The sequence below is a fragment of the Saccharospirillum impatiens DSM 12546 genome, assembly GCF_000423605.1.
Lineage (GTDB): Bacteria > Pseudomonadota > Gammaproteobacteria > Pseudomonadales > Natronospirillaceae > Saccharospirillum > Saccharospirillum impatiens.
Map to the genome: position 1 here is coordinate 66,943 of NZ_AUIH01000004.1, position 17,581 is coordinate 84,523.

At 55.2% G+C, this 17,581-nt stretch carries 15 protein-coding genes; 4 read left to right on the forward strand and 11 right to left on the reverse strand.

From position 1 onward, the window contains the following. Positions 1-47 precede the first annotated feature (47 nt). The 3 genes from G565_RS0103935 to G565_RS0103945 all read right to left on the reverse strand — a co-directional run bounded on the left by G565_RS0103935 (position 48) and on the right by G565_RS0103945 (position 3,238). Positions 48-545, reverse strand: coding sequence for a hypothetical protein (locus tag G565_RS0103935; protein ID WP_028669794.1), 498 nt, complete (start codon positions 543-545; stop codon positions 48-50). Further along, positions 535-1,263, reverse strand: coding sequence for a DUF6901 family protein (locus G565_RS0103940; RefSeq protein ID WP_028669795.1), 729 nt, complete (start codon positions 1,261-1,263; stop codon positions 535-537). The genes G565_RS0103935 and G565_RS0103940 overlap by 11 nt, the downstream gene beginning before the upstream one ends. Before the next feature lie 73 nt (positions 1,264-1,336). Beyond that, positions 1,337-3,238 carry an ATP-binding cassette domain-containing protein gene (locus tag G565_RS0103945; RefSeq protein WP_028669796.1) on the reverse strand — a complete coding sequence of 634 codons (1,902 nt, stop codon included), beginning with the start codon at positions 3,236-3,238 and terminating at the stop codon, positions 1,337-1,339. Positions 3,239-3,362: 124 nt separating this feature from the next. Here G565_RS0103945 and G565_RS22875 point away from each other — a divergent pair, with 124 nt between their 5' ends. The 3 genes from G565_RS22875 (at position 3,363) to G565_RS0103960 (ending at position 9,862) form a co-directional block, all read left to right on the forward strand. Further along, positions 3,363-4,457: an efflux RND transporter periplasmic adaptor subunit gene (locus G565_RS22875; RefSeq protein ID WP_157599995.1), complete on the forward strand. Its 1,095-nt coding sequence runs from the start codon at positions 3,363-3,365 to the stop codon at positions 4,455-4,457. A gap of 12 nt (positions 4,458-4,469) precedes the next feature. Beyond that, the gene (locus G565_RS22880; RefSeq protein WP_084649213.1) at positions 4,470-7,649 is read left to right on the forward strand and encodes an efflux RND transporter permease subunit; all 3,180 of its coding nucleotides are present in this window, start codon (positions 4,470-4,472) and stop codon (positions 7,647-7,649) included. A 287-nt stretch (positions 7,650-7,936) separates the two neighbouring features. Continuing rightward, on the forward strand, positions 7,937-9,862 hold the full coding sequence (locus G565_RS0103960) for a lytic transglycosylase domain-containing protein (protein WP_028669797.1): 1,926 nt from the start codon (positions 7,937-7,939) through the stop codon (positions 9,860-9,862). 165 nt (positions 9,863-10,027) lie between these two features. On the opposite strand, the gene G565_RS0103965 is transcribed toward G565_RS0103960, so the two are convergent. From G565_RS0103965 to G565_RS0103990, 6 genes are all read right to left on the reverse strand, one after another. Further along, complete coding sequence (locus G565_RS0103965; RefSeq protein ID WP_028669798.1) at positions 10,028-10,840, reverse strand: MOSC domain-containing protein; 813 nt, start codon at positions 10,838-10,840, stop codon at positions 10,028-10,030. A 48-nt stretch (positions 10,841-10,888) separates the two neighbouring features. Continuing rightward, positions 10,889-11,821: a chemotaxis protein gene (locus tag G565_RS0103970; RefSeq protein WP_028669799.1), complete on the reverse strand. Its 933-nt coding sequence runs from the start codon at positions 11,819-11,821 to the stop codon at positions 10,889-10,891. Between the two features lie 78 nt (positions 11,822-11,899). Then, on the reverse strand, positions 11,900-12,478 hold the full coding sequence (locus G565_RS0103975) for a DUF6436 domain-containing protein (RefSeq protein WP_028669800.1): 579 nt from the start codon (positions 12,476-12,478) through the stop codon (positions 11,900-11,902). A gap of 7 nt (positions 12,479-12,485) precedes the next feature. Then, a complete protein-coding gene (locus G565_RS0103980) occupies positions 12,486-13,190 on the reverse strand; it encodes a hypothetical protein (protein ID WP_028669801.1) in 705 nt (234 codons plus the stop codon). 145 nt (positions 13,191-13,335) lie between these two features. Next, positions 13,336-13,602, reverse strand: coding sequence for a glutaredoxin family protein (locus G565_RS0103985; protein ID WP_051207280.1), 267 nt, complete (start codon positions 13,600-13,602; stop codon positions 13,336-13,338). Positions 13,603-13,723: 121 nt separating this feature from the next. After that, entirely contained in the window at positions 13,724-14,812 is a 1,089-nt protein-coding gene (locus G565_RS0103990; protein ID WP_028669803.1) for a DUF5610 domain-containing protein, read from the reverse strand. A 277-nt stretch (positions 14,813-15,089) separates the two neighbouring features. On the opposite strand from G565_RS0103990, the gene G565_RS0103995 reads away from it, so the two are divergent. Continuing rightward, positions 15,090-15,998: a LysR family transcriptional regulator gene (locus G565_RS0103995; protein ID WP_028669804.1), complete on the forward strand. Its 909-nt coding sequence runs from the start codon at positions 15,090-15,092 to the stop codon at positions 15,996-15,998. Positions 15,999-16,063: 65 nt separating this feature from the next. Here G565_RS0103995 and G565_RS0104000 read toward each other — a convergent pair whose 3' ends face one another. Together G565_RS0104000 and yaaA are read right to left on the reverse strand one after the other, a co-directional pair. Beyond that, positions 16,064-16,648 (reverse strand): YajG family lipoprotein, encoded by a 585-nt coding sequence (locus tag G565_RS0104000; RefSeq protein WP_028669805.1) that lies wholly within the window; start codon positions 16,646-16,648, stop codon positions 16,064-16,066. A 45-nt stretch (positions 16,649-16,693) separates the two neighbouring features. Then, positions 16,694-17,488, reverse strand: coding sequence for a peroxide stress protein YaaA (gene yaaA, locus G565_RS0104005; protein ID WP_342662966.1), 795 nt, complete (start codon positions 17,486-17,488; stop codon positions 16,694-16,696). Between the last annotated feature and the right edge of the window lie 93 nt (positions 17,489-17,581).

Genomic DNA, 17,581 nt, shown 5'->3' on the forward strand with positions numbered 1-17,581 from the left:
TCAACTGGCAACGTTAGCGACCCGGGCTGATGAGAGGATTATTGCGCTCAGACAGAGAGTTGTGCGATCAGGCGCTCCAGCGTTTCCCGAATCGCAGGTAATGCAGAGGCATCGGCGCGTTCATCCCAGACCAGGCCGACACCGTCTGGCTGGGCATCCAGGACCAGGTAGGCTTCCGGCAGGGTTAGGAGCAGGTCGTGTAAAACCTGTGTAACGGCCTCGCCGGGACGATACTGGTCGGCCCACTTCCAGCCATCGGGCAAAAAAGCACTCGACACTCCGGTTGTACGCTGCACAGTGAACCGGGGCGCCTTAGCTTTATCGAAACGGTGCAACTGTCGGTAAAGAGTGATCAGTGTCGACTTCTCAGCCAACCGACCTTCTATGCTGGTATCGGGTATGCGGATGCTATCGAGTTTGAAACCGGCCGAGAGGGCGGCCGTACGCAAAGTGTTGAGGTGACGGTCCCGGGGCGAAGGCTTTAACCACATAAAAGCGCCTGCCAAAATCAGTATTGCGCCAATCAGTGCGATATTAGCGAACATGGGTATTAGTCTCACTCTGTTCAAAGGGTTGCAGACTGCCGGTATCAGCCATAAAGGCCGGACGCAGCTTGAGCAACTGACTTTCCAGCGAGTATGACACGCTCGACGACAGTGTGAAGAAGCTAAGCAGAGCCTTCAGGTTAGAGTCACCTTCACAGGCTGTGTGCACCCGTTGCCACAGCGCCTGGTTGACCATTTGAAGCTCCCGGTTGAGAGTCACCAGGCCTTCCAGATCCCAGTCCCCTTCGTCGCCATCGTGGCTTTTGTAATACTGACGCAGTAAATAGGTGCCCACGGAACGGACGATAAACTCCTCCTGGGTGGCAAATGGCAAATGCGTGTAAGCCATGGGCTTCAGATTCTTTAATATCGGGCACTGGCTGTTGGCCATAACCAGGCCCATCAACGAACGTAACCCCTCTTCCAGCCCGGTCGTTTTGCGGTACTGACGCTCCTGGGTAGTGACCACAACATCGGCTTTTTTGAATCCCGGGAGGCTGCGAAAATCCTCGACAATCGGCTGCATGTCAACGGCGGCCGGGCAGTACTCGACCTCTTTTTTGGACAATGGACAATTTGAACACTGACAATAGTCAAGCCGCGTCCAGCTTGCGTTCTTTTGGGTACTGGCATCGGCTACCCTGTCCCGGGTGGCCTGAGTCTCGACGATCAGTTGTGTCCCGTCTTCCGGAAAATTAAACTCGTACCGAATGCTCATGGTCTGCGTCCTGTTTCTTTATTGGGCAAAGGCGGGAAGATCCCTAGCGCAGAATCTACCCGCAACATTGTTATCAATTGTGTTTTTCTTCCAGCTCGGCCCAACGCTCAAATCGTACTTCCAGTGATTGCTGCGCTGTCGTCAAAGCCTGCAACACCGGCTGGGTTTTGTCTGAAGGTTGTTCATAAAACCCGGGTTGATTGATGTCAGCTTCCAATCGTCCAATCTCTTGCTCCAGGGCTTCGATATCGGCCGGTAACTGATCAAACTCGCGCTGCTCTTTGAACGACAGTTTTTTCGCGGGTTTGTTAACTGATCCGGGGGTGCTTACAGCCGGTTCTTTGCTCTGCTGCCCCGGTGCTGCCTTAGGCGTCTGCTGGCTAGTATCTGGCCACTGACCTCCCTGTATTTTCCAATCCTCATAGCCACCGGCGTATTGGCGCAGGGCGCCATTGCCTTCGAATGCCCAGGTTCGGGTCGCCAGTTGATCAATGAAGTAGCGGTCGTGACTGACCAACAACAAGGTGCCGTCAAACTCACTGAGCCGGTCCACCAGCATCTCCAGCGTTTCGATATCAAGGTCGTTGGTTGGCTCATCGAGCACCAGAAAGTTGGCAGGCTGACTGAATAGCCGCGCCAGCAACAATCTATTGGTTTCGCCACCGGATAGCTGCTTCACCTTCATACGAGCTCGCTCAGGGGCGAACAGAAAATCCTCAAGGTAGCTGATCACATGGCGCCGACGCCCCCCCAGCTCGAGGAATTCACGACCTTCGGCGACCGCATCCATAACGGTTTTTTCCGGGTCCATGCGGGCTCTGGCCTGATCGAAATAAGCCACTTCCAGCTTGGTGCCCTGCTCCACTACCCCCTGAGTCGGCTTAATCTGTTGCAACATCAACTGGATAAGGGTGCTCTTACCGATCCCGTTCGGACCGAGCAACGCAATGCGATCGCCCCGGTTGATCAGGCCAGTGAAATTATCGACTAGCCGGTTGTCACCATAACCAAAGGTCACGTGTTCAAGCACAACGACCTGCTTGCCACTGCGATCGGCCGCTTCAATGTCAAAGTCACTCTGACCGGTCTGCCCACGCCGCTGACTGACTTCCTTACGCAATGCCTGCAAGGCTCTAACCCGGCCCTCATTGCGGGTACGACGCGCCTTAATGCCCTGACGAATCCACACCTCTTCATCGGCCAGCTTTTTATCCATATGACGCCGATGAATTTCCTCTTCAGCCAGACGCGCGTCTTTGGCCTCCAGATAGGCATCATAGGGCGCCGGAAAGGTGTTCAGGTGACCCCGGTCCAGCTCGACGATGCGGGTGGCGACCCGGTCGATGAAGCGCCGATCGTGTGACACGAATACGATGGCGCCGGGGTAGTCCAGCAGAAACCCTTCAAGCCATTCCACCATGGCGATATCAAGGTGGTTGGTCGGTTCGTCGAGTATCAGGATATCGGGGCGGCTGATAAGAGCCCTCGCCAATAGCACACGCCGGCGCCAGCCACCCGACAATGTCTTAAATGCGACCTCGCCATCAAGCTTCAATCGAGTCAGTATCGCAGCCAGCGTCGCGTGTATTTGCCAGCCGTCGCCCAGTTCAATGGTGTGTTGCAGGGATTCCAGACGAGACAGGTTGGGGTCGGGTTGCAGACTTTCGTGATCATAGGCTGCCAGCGCGCGACCCAGCTCTCCCAGGCCTTCAAGCACCACGTCACTGACCAGGCGATCGTCCCCTTCGGGCAGATCTTGTTGAAGTTGCGCCAGGGTAACACCCTGACGCACCCGAATCTGACCGTCATCGGGTGTGCGCTGCCCGTTCAGCAAACTCAGCAGTGTCGATTTACCGGCACCGTTCTTGCCTACCAGACAGAGACGTTCACCTGGCTCTATAATCAGCGACGCTTCATCCAGCAACGGCGCAGCACCCAGTGCGAAGGTAACGCGGTCAAAAACAACCAGACTCATTCATGATCCTTATTAACAGTAGGGGCGTAGAGTAGCGCCTGACCGGTGCCGACTTACTTTTGGCACTGTCAGGGCTATTGCGACTCTTCTATGGTGGGCGAGATTTTCCCAGAGGTATACATTCGTGGCAAAACATATTCCAACCGGCCCTATTATCGCAGTTCTTATGGTGATTGGCGCGGGGGCATGGCTATATACCGGCAACAGTGACGAGGTCGCTGCCGAAACTCCAGAACAATCGGCAACGGAGCGCAGTCTGGTGCCCAAAGTTCAGGCCACCGTTCTGAACGAGGCGGAGGTGCGGCGCACACTGCAACTCAACGGGGTAACCCAGCCGGCCCGCACCGTTTCGGTAACCAGTGAGGCTACCGGGCGGGTTATTGAAGTCCTCAAGGCCAAAGGAGATCGGGTAAGCGCTAATGAAGTCATTGCCCGGCTTGATCCGCAAGACCTGGAAGCCCGCCTGCGTCAGGCCCGGGCTTATCAGGAGCAAACCCGACTTGAATATGAAGGCGCCCAGCGTCTGCGCAACGAAGGCCTGCAAAACCGGGCTCAGGCCGCGGCCACCCTGACTCAATATGAGCAGGCCCGGGCTGAGCTTGAATCGCTGGAACGTTCGTTCGCCAACACCTCTATTCGCGCGCCCTTTGCTGGCATTATGGACAGCAGCGGCATCGAGATTGGCACCTACGTGCGCCCGGGTGATGCCATTGCCGAACTCTATGATTTTTCTGAACTGAAAGTCATCGGCAATGTTCCGGAAGCCGATGTCGGCCCGCTTCGTCTTGGTCAGGAAGCGACTGTGACGTTGCTCACCGGTGAAACCATGAATGGCACCATCGACTACATCGGGGCCGTCGCGAACCCCGCGACTCGAACTTTCAAGGTAGAAATCGTCATTGAAGAAAGCCCGAAGCAGGTTGCTGGCGCAACCGCTACGGCCATCGTCAGTCTGGATCAGGTACCCGCACACTACATCAGTCCGGCCCTGCTCAATATCAATGAAGCCGGGAGGCTGGGTGTGAAAACACTGGCGGAAAACAACATCGTGCAATTCAGTGAGTTGAGCATAGTGCGCTCTGATACCGGCGGCGTCTGGGTATCCGGCATTCCCGACCAGGCCAGACTGATCGTTGTCGGGCAAGGCTTTGTCAATATCGGCGAACAGGTCGACCCGGTCATGGTCGAACAGGAAGACAATCTGGCTGCGGGCCTGTAACAGGAGAACACCATGCTCAGCATCATCCATGCAGCGCTGAACCGGGTTCGGACCGTTCTGCTGTTTTTTGCCCTGATTTTCATTGCCGGGCTGGTCGCGTTACAAACCATTCCGAAAGAAGCTCAGCCCGACGTGACCATCCCTTATGTCTACGTCGGCACAGGCCTGGAAGGTATTTCTCCGGAAGACGCCGACCGATTGCTGGTCAGACCCCTGGAGCAAGAGCTTCAGGGCCTGGAAGGCATGAAAGAACTGGTCAGCACTGCCAGTGAAGGCCGCGCTACCCTGACCCTGGAATTCGACATAGGCGTCGATATCGATGAAGCCCTCACCGATGTACGCGACCGCGTCGACAAGGCGAAAAACAACCTGCCCGGTGAAGCCGACGAGCCCTCGGTTCAGGAGATCAACCTGTCCCTGTTTCCCGTCATCAATGTGTCTCTGTCCGGCGATGTTGATGAGCGCATTCTGTTTACGGTCGCGGAAGATCTGAAAGACCGGATCGAAGCGGTTCGTGGGGTGCTGGAATCGCCCATCAGCGGTAAACGTGAAGAAGTGGCGGAAATCATCATCGACCCGGCGCTTATGGCCAGCTACAACATCTCTCACGGGGAGCTGGCTCAACTGGTCAGCCGCAACAACCAGCTTATTGCCGCCGGAAACCTCGATACAGGTGCCGGTCGTTTTTCCGTGAAAGTTCCAGGTCTGATAGAGACCGAAGAGGACATTCTGAACCTGCCGGTCAAGGTAGACGGTGACACCGTCGTGCGTTTTCGCGACATCGCCGTTGGTCAGCGCACCTATAAGGACGCTGACAATATTTCTCGGGTAAACGGTCAACCGGCCGTAACACTGGAAGTAACCAAGCGTGCCGGCGAAAACATCATTGAGACCATTGCTCAGGTCAAGTCAGTTATTGATGAGGTTCGGCCAAACTGGCCAGAAGGCATTCAGGTCAACTATACCCAGGATCAGTCAGTAATGATCATTCAGCAGTTGGATGATCTGTTCAACTCGGTTCTACTGGCCACCTTGCTGGTATTTGTGGTGATCGTCTGGGCTCTGGGCGTACGCAGCGCAATCCTGGTTGGCCTGGCGATTCCGTCAAGCTTCCTGGCCGCCATTCTCGTGCTGAATATGCTGGGCATCACGCTGAACATTGTAGTGCTGTTCGCATTAATCCTCAGTGTCGGCATGCTGGTCGATGGCGCCATTGTCGTCACCGAGTACGCCGACCGGCGCATGTCAGAGGGCGCCAACCGCCGCAGTGCCTACCGTGAAGCCGCTACCCGCATGGCGTGGCCGATTACAGCCTCAACCGCCACCACCCTGGCGGTGTTCATGCCATTGTTGTTCTGGCCGGGTATTGCAGGCGAGTTCATGGGCTACCTGCCCAAAACCGTCCTGATCACGCTGACCGCGTCACTGGTTATGGCGCTGATCGCGGTTCCAGCCTTTGGCACCTTATTTGGCAAACCAGCCCGAGTCTCGGAAAGCAAGCGACTGGCCATGGATGCCATTGACCATGGCAAACTGGATGACATACGAGGGGGCCTGGGCGTCTACATTCGATTCCTGAAACCCTTGCTGGTTCGGCCCTGGCTGGCTCTGGTGCTCATTGGCATTATTATCGCCGTGATCGTCACCCTGTTCTCGGCACGCTCGACCAATGTCGAATTCTTCCCTGAAGTTGATTCGGACTTCGGCAGCCTGGTCGTTCGGGCCCGAGGCAACCTGTCGCTGCAGGAACGCAATGCGCTGGTACGACAGGTGGAAGAGCGGCTGGTTGAGCAGGATGCCATCAAGACGGTGACGTCCAAGGTCACCGCTATTCCCCTTCGCGATTATCCGGAAGACGCCATCGGCGTGCTGATGCTGGAGTTCGTTGACTGGACCCTGCGGCCGGGATCCGACACCGTGATGAACCAGGCGGTTAACGTCGCTTCAGACATCCCCGGTATTTTGGTAGAGGCCCAGCAGGCGCAGATGGGGCCAACCACAGGCATCGACATTCAACTGCAATTCTTCTCCGACAACATGGAAGCCCTGTACGCTACTGTTGAACAGGTTGTCGGTCAGATTCGGCAGTATGACCAGATCCAGGACGTCAGTGATAACCGCCCACTGCCCGGTCTTGAATGGCTGGTGCAAGTCGACCGGGAGCAAGCCAGCCGCTTTGGCGTGGACCTGGGTACTGTCGGATCGTCCATCCAGATGATCACCAATGGCCTGAATGTCGGCAGTTATCGCCCCAACGATGCAGATGACGAACTCGATATTCGTATTCGCTACCCCTTCGACGGTCGCGAACTGGATCAGATCGACCGGCTGACAGTCACGTCCCGAGGCGAACAGGTGCCCATTAGCAACTTTATAGAGCGCTCGGCGCAAAACAAACAAGGTGACATTTTCCGAACCGACGGCAAGCTGACCCTTAGTGTAGAAGCCAATGTCAACCCGGGCGAACGGGTTGACCTCACTATCGCCGCCATTGAGGAACAGCTGGAGGCTGCTTACGCCTCGGGCGAACTGCCGTCTGTGGTGTCTTACCGGTTCGTCGGCGACCAGCAGGAACAGGCGGAAACGATGGCGTTCCTGGGTAAAGCGTTTGGGGTCGCGATCTTCATTATGGTCATCATCCTGGTCACTCAGTTCAACAGCTTTCTGCAAACCGGGTTGATTCTAACGGCAATCGTATTATCAACAGTTGGGGTGATGGTGGGCATCATCATCACCGGTGCCAGCTTCGGCATTGTGATGAGCGGGGTGGGTATCATTGCGCTGGCCGGCATAGTGGTGAACAACAACATCGTATTGATTGACACTTACAATATGATCCGCTCTCAGGGCGTACCGCCGATCGATGCAGCGCTGACAACCTGTGCGCAGCGCTTACGGCCGGTTTTGCTGACGACCATCACCACCATTCTCGGGCTTCTGCCGATGGTGTACCAGCTCACCATCGACCTGTTCGACCGCCAATGGTCGATCGGTGCACCTTCTTCACAGTGGTGGACACAGCTGTCAACGACCATTGCCGGGGGGCTGATTTTTGCTACCCTGTTAACGTTGATTTTCACCCCTGCCATGCTGATTCTGATCGAACAAGCTAGAACCCTGGGCGGTAACCTGAAACGGCGCCTGTCGCGGCCATCGAAACGCAAAGCGCGACTGAGCGAATCAGACGCCTGATGCATTCACCACAAGAACCCCGGCACATGCCGGGGTTTTTATATTGAACGCATTTGAGTTCGCGACAACCTAAGTATCGGTTGTTGGGTTCGCCTTCCCGTCACCCGGGAAAGACTCCCGACTGCATTAAAAACTGTGCACTGAAACCCAGGTTGCCCCGGACCAAAACCGCCCCCCTTTACACTCCATGCCTTGCGTTACCCGTGCGTTTGGTTAGCCTTTGGTAAGGCGGCTTTCCTTTCCGCAGACGCTCCCTCGTCCTGTCCACTGCAAAGGCTTTCTATAGCATGCGAAACCGGTTTAGTTGCTCCCTGATCGTCGGGTTGTGTCTGGCGCCCTGGGTGGCAGTCAACGCCCAAACAAATGACGTCAATGCCATGGCTTATGCATCCTGGCTAAGCAGCATTGAGGAAAACGCATTCTCGTTTGCCCAGTTGCAACAACAGCAGGGACACCCGCTTTACCCTCACCTGGCGACTCACTGGGTCGAACACAATCTTGAACAAACCGATGCTGCATGGTTTCAGGGGTTCCTGACAGAACCCGAGCATCAACCAGCGGCCTGGACGACGCGTCGTCCCTGGTTGAATGAACTGGCCCGCCGGGAAGCCTGGTCACCCTATCTGAACACACTGGCAGCGAGTGGTGAAACTGGCTCTAATTGCCAGCCCTGGCGCGCGCGCGAAGCATTGGGAGACAGAGTCCCGGTCGCTGAAATCAGGACAGCCTGGCTTGTGGGCTACGGCCTTGCCGATGCATGCAGTCCCTTTCTTGACCGACTGCCCGAGCTCGATGATTTCAACGAGCTGGTCTGGCAACGCCAACTGCTGGCCTTTGCGGCACGCAGCGGCAATCTGATTGGCTACCTGAACACACGGTACACCGAGCCGGAATGGCAAGCTCGTGGCGACTGGCTGGTAGAGGTCTACAATGACCCGACGCGCATTGCCTCCCAGCTTTACCACCCGGAAAAAGCCTGGCATCGGGACCTGGCGCTGGCAGCGGTAGACCGAATGGCCTACCTGAATCCCGAAAACACCTCAAACCTCTGGGTTGACCTGATACGCAGCACCCCATCTTTCTCCCAGGCACAGGTTCGGGACGTCTCCGAACACCTGGGCATCGCCATGGCAAAACTGGCTTTGCCCCAGGCAGATTACTGGCTGACCATTGCCGACCCGCGTCGCCAATCCAACGAGGTGCAGCACTGGCGTCTGCAACTGGCGCTGGCAAGGAGCGACTGGCAAGGGGTCCTGGATCTGCATCAGGCGTTGCCGGATTCCCTGAAGAACAGAGACCAATGGCAATACTGGTCGGCTAAGGCGCTGTACCATACCGAAGAAAAAACAGCCGCCCGGTTGCGGTTCGAGACACTATCACAGCAACGCTCTTACTATGGGTTCCTGGCAGCCAGCCAGATAGGACGCCCTGCCGCCCTGAACCCCGCCAACAGCGTGCGCCTGGACGACATAGAAGATCAGCTGTCTGAAATGCCTGCCTTGCAGCGTGCCAGACTGTTGTTTTTAGCCGGAGACATTGAACGAGCGCAAATCGAATGGAACCTGGCCGTTAGGCCTATGGAGCCAGACCAGCACTTTGCTGCCGCGCATCTGGCGGCTGAATGGCAATGGCACCACAAGGCATCGCAAACCGTCGGCTGGAGTGGCCGCTTTGACGAACTGGACCTGCGCTACCCCACGCCCTGGAATGACCTTGTAACCCGGGTATCAGAACAGCATCAGGTACCGCCCTACTGGATCTATGGCGTTATACGACAGGAAAGTGGTTACATGACCCGGGCTGTATCATCGGCCGGTGCCATGGGTCTTATGCAACTGATGCCCTATACCGCACAACATTTGTCAGACACCGATGGACTGGGTCTGACGGTGTCGTCGGACATTACGGAACCGATCATCAATCTGGATCTGGGCACGCGGTATCTCGCTCGTATGATGGTCCGCTACGACAATCCGGTTTATGCCACAGCCGCTTACAATGCCGGGCCGTCACGGGTGGATCGATGGAAGGAGCGCTACCCCAGTGATCTCAGCATTTGGATTGAATCGATTCCATTTGATGAAACACGGGGCTATGTCAAATCGGTACTGACCTACGCCCAGATATACGCAGACCGGGATCAGCAAGACTGGACACTGGCGCGGTGGTTGCAACCTGAGCAGCTCGCTGATCTTGGTAGTTCTGGACACTAACAGGCAGCTGACACTCCAAGAACTTCAGTTGCCTGTTACCACCGGAATATGGGCGGTCCTTAAACATTGTTGACTGCTAAGCCATTGATTTTTCGAGGTAACGAATAATCAGATGTTTGGGTTATCGTGTGTTGAAAAAGACCGGAAGCCTTTTTCAACAACCGGCTACAGTGGAACCCAGCGGCCGGTGTCGCCCGGTCGCAGGCTGCGGACGCCTCGAGCAACGGCGTTGACCCCAAAGACTGTACGCCCATCAAAGCGACAGGCCGATTTCAGCTGGGCCGCCGTCGCTTTCTGGTATTGTCCGGACTCTGGGTCGATCGCCGGAATGTTGCAGCGCTCACAGACTTTAAGCAGCACCAGGGTACCCTCCTTGAAATGCCATTCGCCCAGGGCAAGCTCCTGATCCGGCGGCAACCCGTCCACCACTACATTGGGTCGGAAGCGACGCTGTTCGAGCTCTATACCGGTAGTATCAACGAGTTTGTCGATACTGGCCTGGTTGCACACCAGCAACGGATAACCATCGGCAAACCCCACACGCTCAGAGTCACTGGCCCTGGCATCTGACACGCGGCGCTCACTGGCATTACCCAGCCAGACCAGTCGCACCGGCATACCAAGCTCGACTGAAAACCATTCGGAAGCGTCGCGGTCTACCTCATAGCCGGTCAGCTCATCTTTCCAGACGGTGACGGTTATTTCCGGGTACAACTGCAAAGACTGGGGTTCAGGCAACAATAACGTGCGTCCGCTGGGAGCGATTATTTGAATACGTCCATCGAGCTCGGTTAGGCGATACCGGGCCATCGACATCTGACTGCGCTGGGTTACAAAACGACCGCGCTCATCAACGAGCATCCAACGTCGGTCCCCCACGGGACCGCTGGCGTCAAATTGAAGTGCTTCGACCCGAAGACCAGCCAATGATTTGACAGGATAAACCCATAGTTCCCTGACGGATACCTGATAAGACATGGACGCTGCTCCTGAACACTGATTGGTTCTATTGGAGCAGAGACGGCCTCACTCTTCCAGCGCTTCAATGCGTTCTTTCACCAGATTGGCTAACTGCTCGGGATGAAATTTTGACAGAAAGGCGTCACAGCCGACTTTTTCGACCATGGCCTTGTTGAATTGCCCACTCAGGGAGGTGTGCAGTGCTATATAGAGATTTTTCAATTTTGGATCGCTGCGAATTTCAGTCGTCATCCGATAGCCGTCCATGCGGGGCATTTCCGCATCGGTTACCAGCATCAACAACCGTTTTTCCAGCGGTGTATCGGATTCATCGGCCAGACGCCGCAGCAAGGCCAACCCTTCGACCCCATCCATCGCCCGGTGAACAATCAAACCCAATGATTCAAACGTCGTCGATGCCTGAGTAAGCGCCGTATGAGAATCATCGACCATGACGATCTCGCGACCCTGAGCTTTAGCGACAAAGGCTCCCTGCATAATTTCATCAGGCAATTTGGCATTCATAGGCGCAATTTCAGCCAGCACTTTTTCCACGTCGATGATTTCTACAATGCGGTCTTCATGGTGGGTAATGGCGGTTAGATAATGATGACGCCCCGCCCCTGACGGCGGCGGCAGAATTTCTTCCCAGTTCAGGTTTACTATGCGATCGATCTGACCGACCAGGAACGCCTGAACGGTACTGTTGTATTCAGTAACGATGATCGTCGAATCTTCCGTTTCCGGCGTGGCCCGCATACCGATCGCAAGACTCAGGTCCATAACCGGAATAGCGCGTCCGCGCAAATAGACCACGCCGATAACAGCACGATGACGCTGGGGCATGCGCGTTACCCTGGGCAGTGCCATCACTTCCTGAACTTTGAACACGTTTATCGCGTAGGTTTGCTGTCCGTTCAAACGAAACATCAGGATTTCAAGACGGTTTTGTCCGACCAGATTGGTGCGACTATCGACACTGCTGAGTACACCCGCCATCTGACTCTCCCGGCTTAGTAAAAGGCTACTGCTCCTGTATCGGCTCAGTTTAGTAGAGCTGGAGCGAAAACACGATGATTAACCACCGGCCGCTGCAGGCGCAAAGCCTGAGCACTGGCAGCTATTGGCGTCTACTTGCAATACCTGGCCCAACCGAGTCAACGGCAGCCAGTCGTCAACCAGGCTATTAGCCGTGGTACAGCGCAACCCATCGCTGTATGGCCCCAGATAACGAATCTGCCCGTCTACACCTGTCAAAGCCAGCATAGGGCCCGGGGATTGGGGGAATGAACGGGTGTGTAATGGAACGGCGAGTGCTTCGGAGAGGAAATTATCCCCGGCCTGATAGCGATGGTAGCCTAGGGTGTCAGCCCGGGCACTGAGTTCGGCGGCGTGCCCGGCTGTAAAAAACCGACACAGACACCCACCCGGCATCAGATGAACCAATGCCGGGTGCTCTATGGGTTGCTGGTCCAGCCAATCCTGCCAGTCGGCACCCCAGTTAGCGACATTGGAAACCGACTCGCCAAACCAGCCAAGATAGTGCGCTCGAAATCCCAGCGTAACCGCTGCCAGAATCAACCCGGCAGCCACTAGCCCGCCTACCGACAACCACACCCGACTGTGGTGCCGTTCACGCACACGCCCCGACATCATCTCTGGTCTATCGACGGGTATCGCACCGCCCCCACTCACATTGCATCAATACATAGCTGCTGTCGCTGCAAACGGCGTCATAGACTTCCAGCGGCCATTCATTACGCAGTATGGAAATCTGCGGCTGGTTACACCCTTGCGCCTGAAGTTTTTGTTCAACAACGAACAAAGATCGACCGTAGCGACGGTAACGGGCGTTAATAACCCGAGCCTGATCAACATCAGCCATTTGTTGTTTTTCATCATTTTGCAATGCTACCAGCGTTTCAAAATGATCGGAATTACGACTCAGGTCGCGTTCACCATTCTGGAAAGCAGCCAGTTCCCTGGCACAATTGCGCTCCGGCCGGTCGTCCAGCCAGTTCGCGACTTGCTCACGGGCGTCCGCCTGAACCATTTCGATGACCTGCATCGACAGGTAAGCCCGCTGATCTTCTATCGGTGCTGTCTCCTGTTCCCAGTTTAATTGCAGCAAGCCATAGTCGGCCGCACTGACAGCTGCACCATTGCGACGCCACCAGTCACGTTGCGTCTGGCTAGCCTGAGAGTCAAGCTGTGGGCTAAGCGATTGGCACTGGCTTGCCAGTTCACGCAGACTGGCATCGGTTGTCATCGCATAGTGAATCGCTTCACTGCGTGGGGTGGGCAGGCTGGCACAGCCTGCCAAAACAGTGGCAGCGACGGCTACCAGGGTGCAGGTTCGAACGACCATCTATAACTCCAAAACACTATGAATCAACACTGAGGGCGCGAGTATAACGCCCGGCATTGCCGACGTCTCGACTGAAGCAAGCGTCACGTTTAAAAAACAACGTTTAAACGGCATAAAAAGGGGTTATCTGTCTGATTTCCGCTGGTTAGGTAGGATGAGCCAGCGTCTTGAATTGTGCGAGGTAATGAAGTACATCATCAGCGGAAAATGGCCAGCCTACATCGTAGTCCGCACCCTCGAGTCTAATTACCGGAATGCGAATACCATAGCGCTCTATCAGGTCATCCTGACTGGCAATGTCCACTTTTTTCCAGGTCAGTTCTGGCTCCGTTAGTACGACGTCTTCTAGAACCGTTTCAGCGTATTCACACAAATGGCATCCATCGGTCGTATACATCGTCAGGTTCAACACACTAAGCTCCCGCTCTGATTGAACCTTTATTGTAGAAGTGCACGCGACCAATACCAGTGAGAATGTCCGAATTATGTGATCCGATCAACCGGATTAATAAACACCGGTATCCACGGGCAGCTCACTCACCTCCAAGCAAGGATCGCGTGAACGCTTCAAGACGGCCGTCATTCAACGGATGATTTTTCATGACCTCCGGCAAAGCACCCCGCCTGTTGAAGCTGTCGATCCATTGCTGTTGAGCTGCCATCATGTCCCGGGCATAGTCACGAAGCGACTCAAGACCCCGCGGCAGTTGTGTATCGGTATTGGCCGACTGATAGGCCGCCACCCCCTTCGCCTCCACTTCCCGCATGCGCAAATCCATTGAGGCGAGGCTGGTTCCATCGATGCTCAGGGCCTGGGCTTGCTCCCATGCCAGCGCCATATCGCCATCGTAAAACTCATTGGCCAAATCGTTTACATCGGCCAGCAAAGCATTCAGATCGGCTCGCTCAGTATCATTCAAGTCACCTTCAATGCTCAGTTGGAAATCATTGCTGCTTGAGCGCCCCCAACTCAGAGACTCACCGCCCCCATTACGTTGAAAATCGGCACCGGCTTCCTGGGTGTTACGTACCTGAATTCGAATCGAATCGCCCTCAACGGTTTTGAGGTTAAGCGAGAAAGACTGCTCCTGATACTGATACAAGCTGATGCGCCGATTCTCAGAGGATGTTGCTTCACGCTCAGGTGACTCAGTAACCGGCGCTTGCGCAGATACATCCCGGGCTTCCAGGATATCGGTCAACCCCTGAAAAGCGCTGTCGATTTTGGCGTCCAGATTTTCATCCATCTTGTTCATGGCCTGGAGTACTTCCCGGGCTTCTCCAAAACCTTGCTTCAGCCCTTTTTCCGCAGCTTGCCACATTTTCTCCATCTCAGCATCAGATGCACCCGACGCCTCAGCCTGAGCCAACCGCCCCTGCATGAAACTCCACAGGTTTTTAACCAGCCCATCGACATCAAATTGTTTGTCCGTGGCCGGTGCTGCCTGGTCAGACCGTTCAACACCGCGATTCTGACCAGGTGCAGTCGCAAGCCCCTCACCAACCCCTCGCCCGGGTCCATCAAACCCAGAGCGGGCCGACTGGCCGCCCTCCTGAGACGGACGACTTTGGCTGGACAGTGATTGTGGTAGCGGACTCCATTGACCAATGGCGCTGTTCATAATGTTCCCCTGACGATTCGGTAATGCGGTGACTGATTACGGCATCTCATTGACGTTAACGGCGCACCATCGTGCATCTTTAATCGCTTTACCCGATTAATTGAATAGTAAAGTTACGGATTGCAACCCGATGTAACGACCATCAGAAATGGGAGTGGGATTATCAAAATTTAATCATCAATACGGTTGGATTATTGATGAAGTGCGATTATTATCACTTTCAGCGCGCTAATACGGCGTATAAACACCGTTTCATGAAACCAAGCAGGGTAATGCCATGGCACGACTCGACTCACTGATCATTTTTACCACCGTCGTGAAAGCCAACAACTTCACTAACGCTGCGCACCAGTTGGGCCTGACTCCCTCGGCGGTGAGCAAGCAAATCAGCTTGCTGGAAGACAAGCTCGGCGTGCGGTTGCTCAACCGGACCACCCGCTCGGTCAGCCCCACCGAGGCAGGCCAGTTGTTCTTCAACCGTTGCAGCAGGATCCTCGAAGACCTCGAAGAAGCCGAGCACATGGTCAAGGACCTGGAAACATCTCCCCGGGGCACCCTCAGAATCACGGCCACCCCTACCTTCGGCCGCTCCATGCTGATGAAGATTTTCTCCAAGTTTCTGGAACAATACCCCCACGTGAATTTTGATCTCATTCTGGCTGACAAAGGCCTGGATCTGGTTCGTGAAGGGATCGACCTGGCCATTCATCTGGGCTCGCTGCAAGATAGCCGCCTGGTCGCCAGACCCGTAGCCAAGCAAAAGGTGATTCTGACCGGCACTCGCAAATACCTGGATGAGCACGGTCACCCGAAAAAGCTCGGTGATTTGTACGAACACCATATCCTGATGGTATCAGGCATCGATTTTGCCGAACCACGCTGGATTAAACGCTTTCTCAAAGAAGCCGGACTTCAAAACAAAGACCGGCGCTTTACCGTGAACGACCTCGACACCCTGTGCGAAGCGACCATGAACGACATGGGGATTACTGCCCTGCCCTACTATATGGTGCGTGATGAATTAGCCAGTGGGAAAATGGTGCACTTACTGCCGGAAATCATTTTCCCCAGTCGCACGATTCATGTTGTTTATCCGGAGAATCGGTATCTGTCGGCAAAGAGCCGGGCTTTTGTTGATTTCATGGCGGCCTATTTCGAGGAGCACGATCTCGATAAAACCGGTTGAGCAATAAAAAAGGCCGCTTCTACTAGTTAGTAGTAGCGGCCTGCCAAGTCCCTGACCAAACGACCCTATTGCTGGTTAAGGAAAGATTCCAAACCCGGGTCTGCATACATCCGCTCCAGAGCAGCATCGAAAACGTAGTTCATAAGGTCGGCGTTTTCCTCTTCGCTCGGGTAACGTAGCGTCTCTATCATTCGCTGCGCCCGAAAGCTGTTGGAGTATACCGCCCCATCGGCTACCGCCTGAACCGAGAAGCGTGCGGCACCCGTCGCTTCTTTGCGTGCAGCATCAACGCTGGTCACCCGATAGGTCAGCTCTTCCAGAGCAAAGGTCAATTCCACATCAGCATCCATTTCAACCAACTGATAGCCAGCCTGAGTCATGACTTTTTCAGACAGTTGTTGCAAATCAGCACGCAAATCGCCACGAGCGGAAATAACGCTGCTGTCAGTATAAGCTCCCCCTCGCACCCCGATCTGATTGCTGGAGCGCCGATCTTCGGTAAACACGTAGACCGACGCCCCGTTTCCGGATGGCAGGCTGCCAGCATCAAGCGACGGCTGAAATTGAATTTGTTGCGGTGAGAACTGGGCGCAACCTGCCAATAGCAAGGCCGCACTGCCCAGCCAGAGTCCGCGAATAGTTGTCGACATGACACACTCCTGAATCCATGGGTAAATTGACTGTCAAAGCAAGCATCAGCTCCCTTCCGGTACCTCATCGCGCAAAAACTGCCAGCGATCGGTGGTAGAGCGTTCAGCATCGAACCGGTAGCCCGCCCAATTGAACGCCTTGAGGTCTTCAACCGAGTCCACATCGTGTTCAAGCATGTACCGGACCATCAATCCGCGAGCCTTTTTGGCGTAGAACGAGATGATTTTATACTGCCCGTTTTTGAGATCCCGAAATTCTGGCGTCACTACCGGTACCGGCAACTGTTTAGGCCTGACCGCTTTAAAGTATTCGTTTGAAGCCAGATTGACCAGTGTTTTGGCACCGGATTTACGAACGTCATTGGCCAGAGCACTGGTCAGTGAGTCACCCCACCAATCGTACAGTGTTCGCCCGCGGGCATTAGACAGCCGGGTACCCATTTCCAGCCGATAAGGCAATATCCGGTCAAGCGGCCTTAGCAGACCGTACAGGCCCGAGAGGATGCGCAGTTGCGCTTGCGCTCGCTCAACTTGCAATGGTGTGAGCGTTGTCGCTTCAAGGCCCTGGTACACGTCCCCGACAAACGCATACATCGCTTGCTTGCTCTGAGCCGGGTCCATCGGTAACTGCCATCGGCTGAACCGGTCAACATTGAGGCTCGCCAGTGATTCGCTGAGTGACATCAGGCCCTGCAAATCGCCCACAGTACAGGTGCGCAATACATCGACCAGTTCGGCTGCATCCTGGTTGAAACGCCCTTCAGTCACCGTATTGACCGGTGCGGGCGTTTCGAAATCCAGTTTCTTGGCGGGTGAAATGACCGACATCACGGCTGGCATCGTTAACGGTTCCTCCTAAATTGATCGTTTGCAGCGACTTACCTGGCTCACAGAGCTGGTTCGAATGCACACTGACGGGCCATGGCTCTGCCT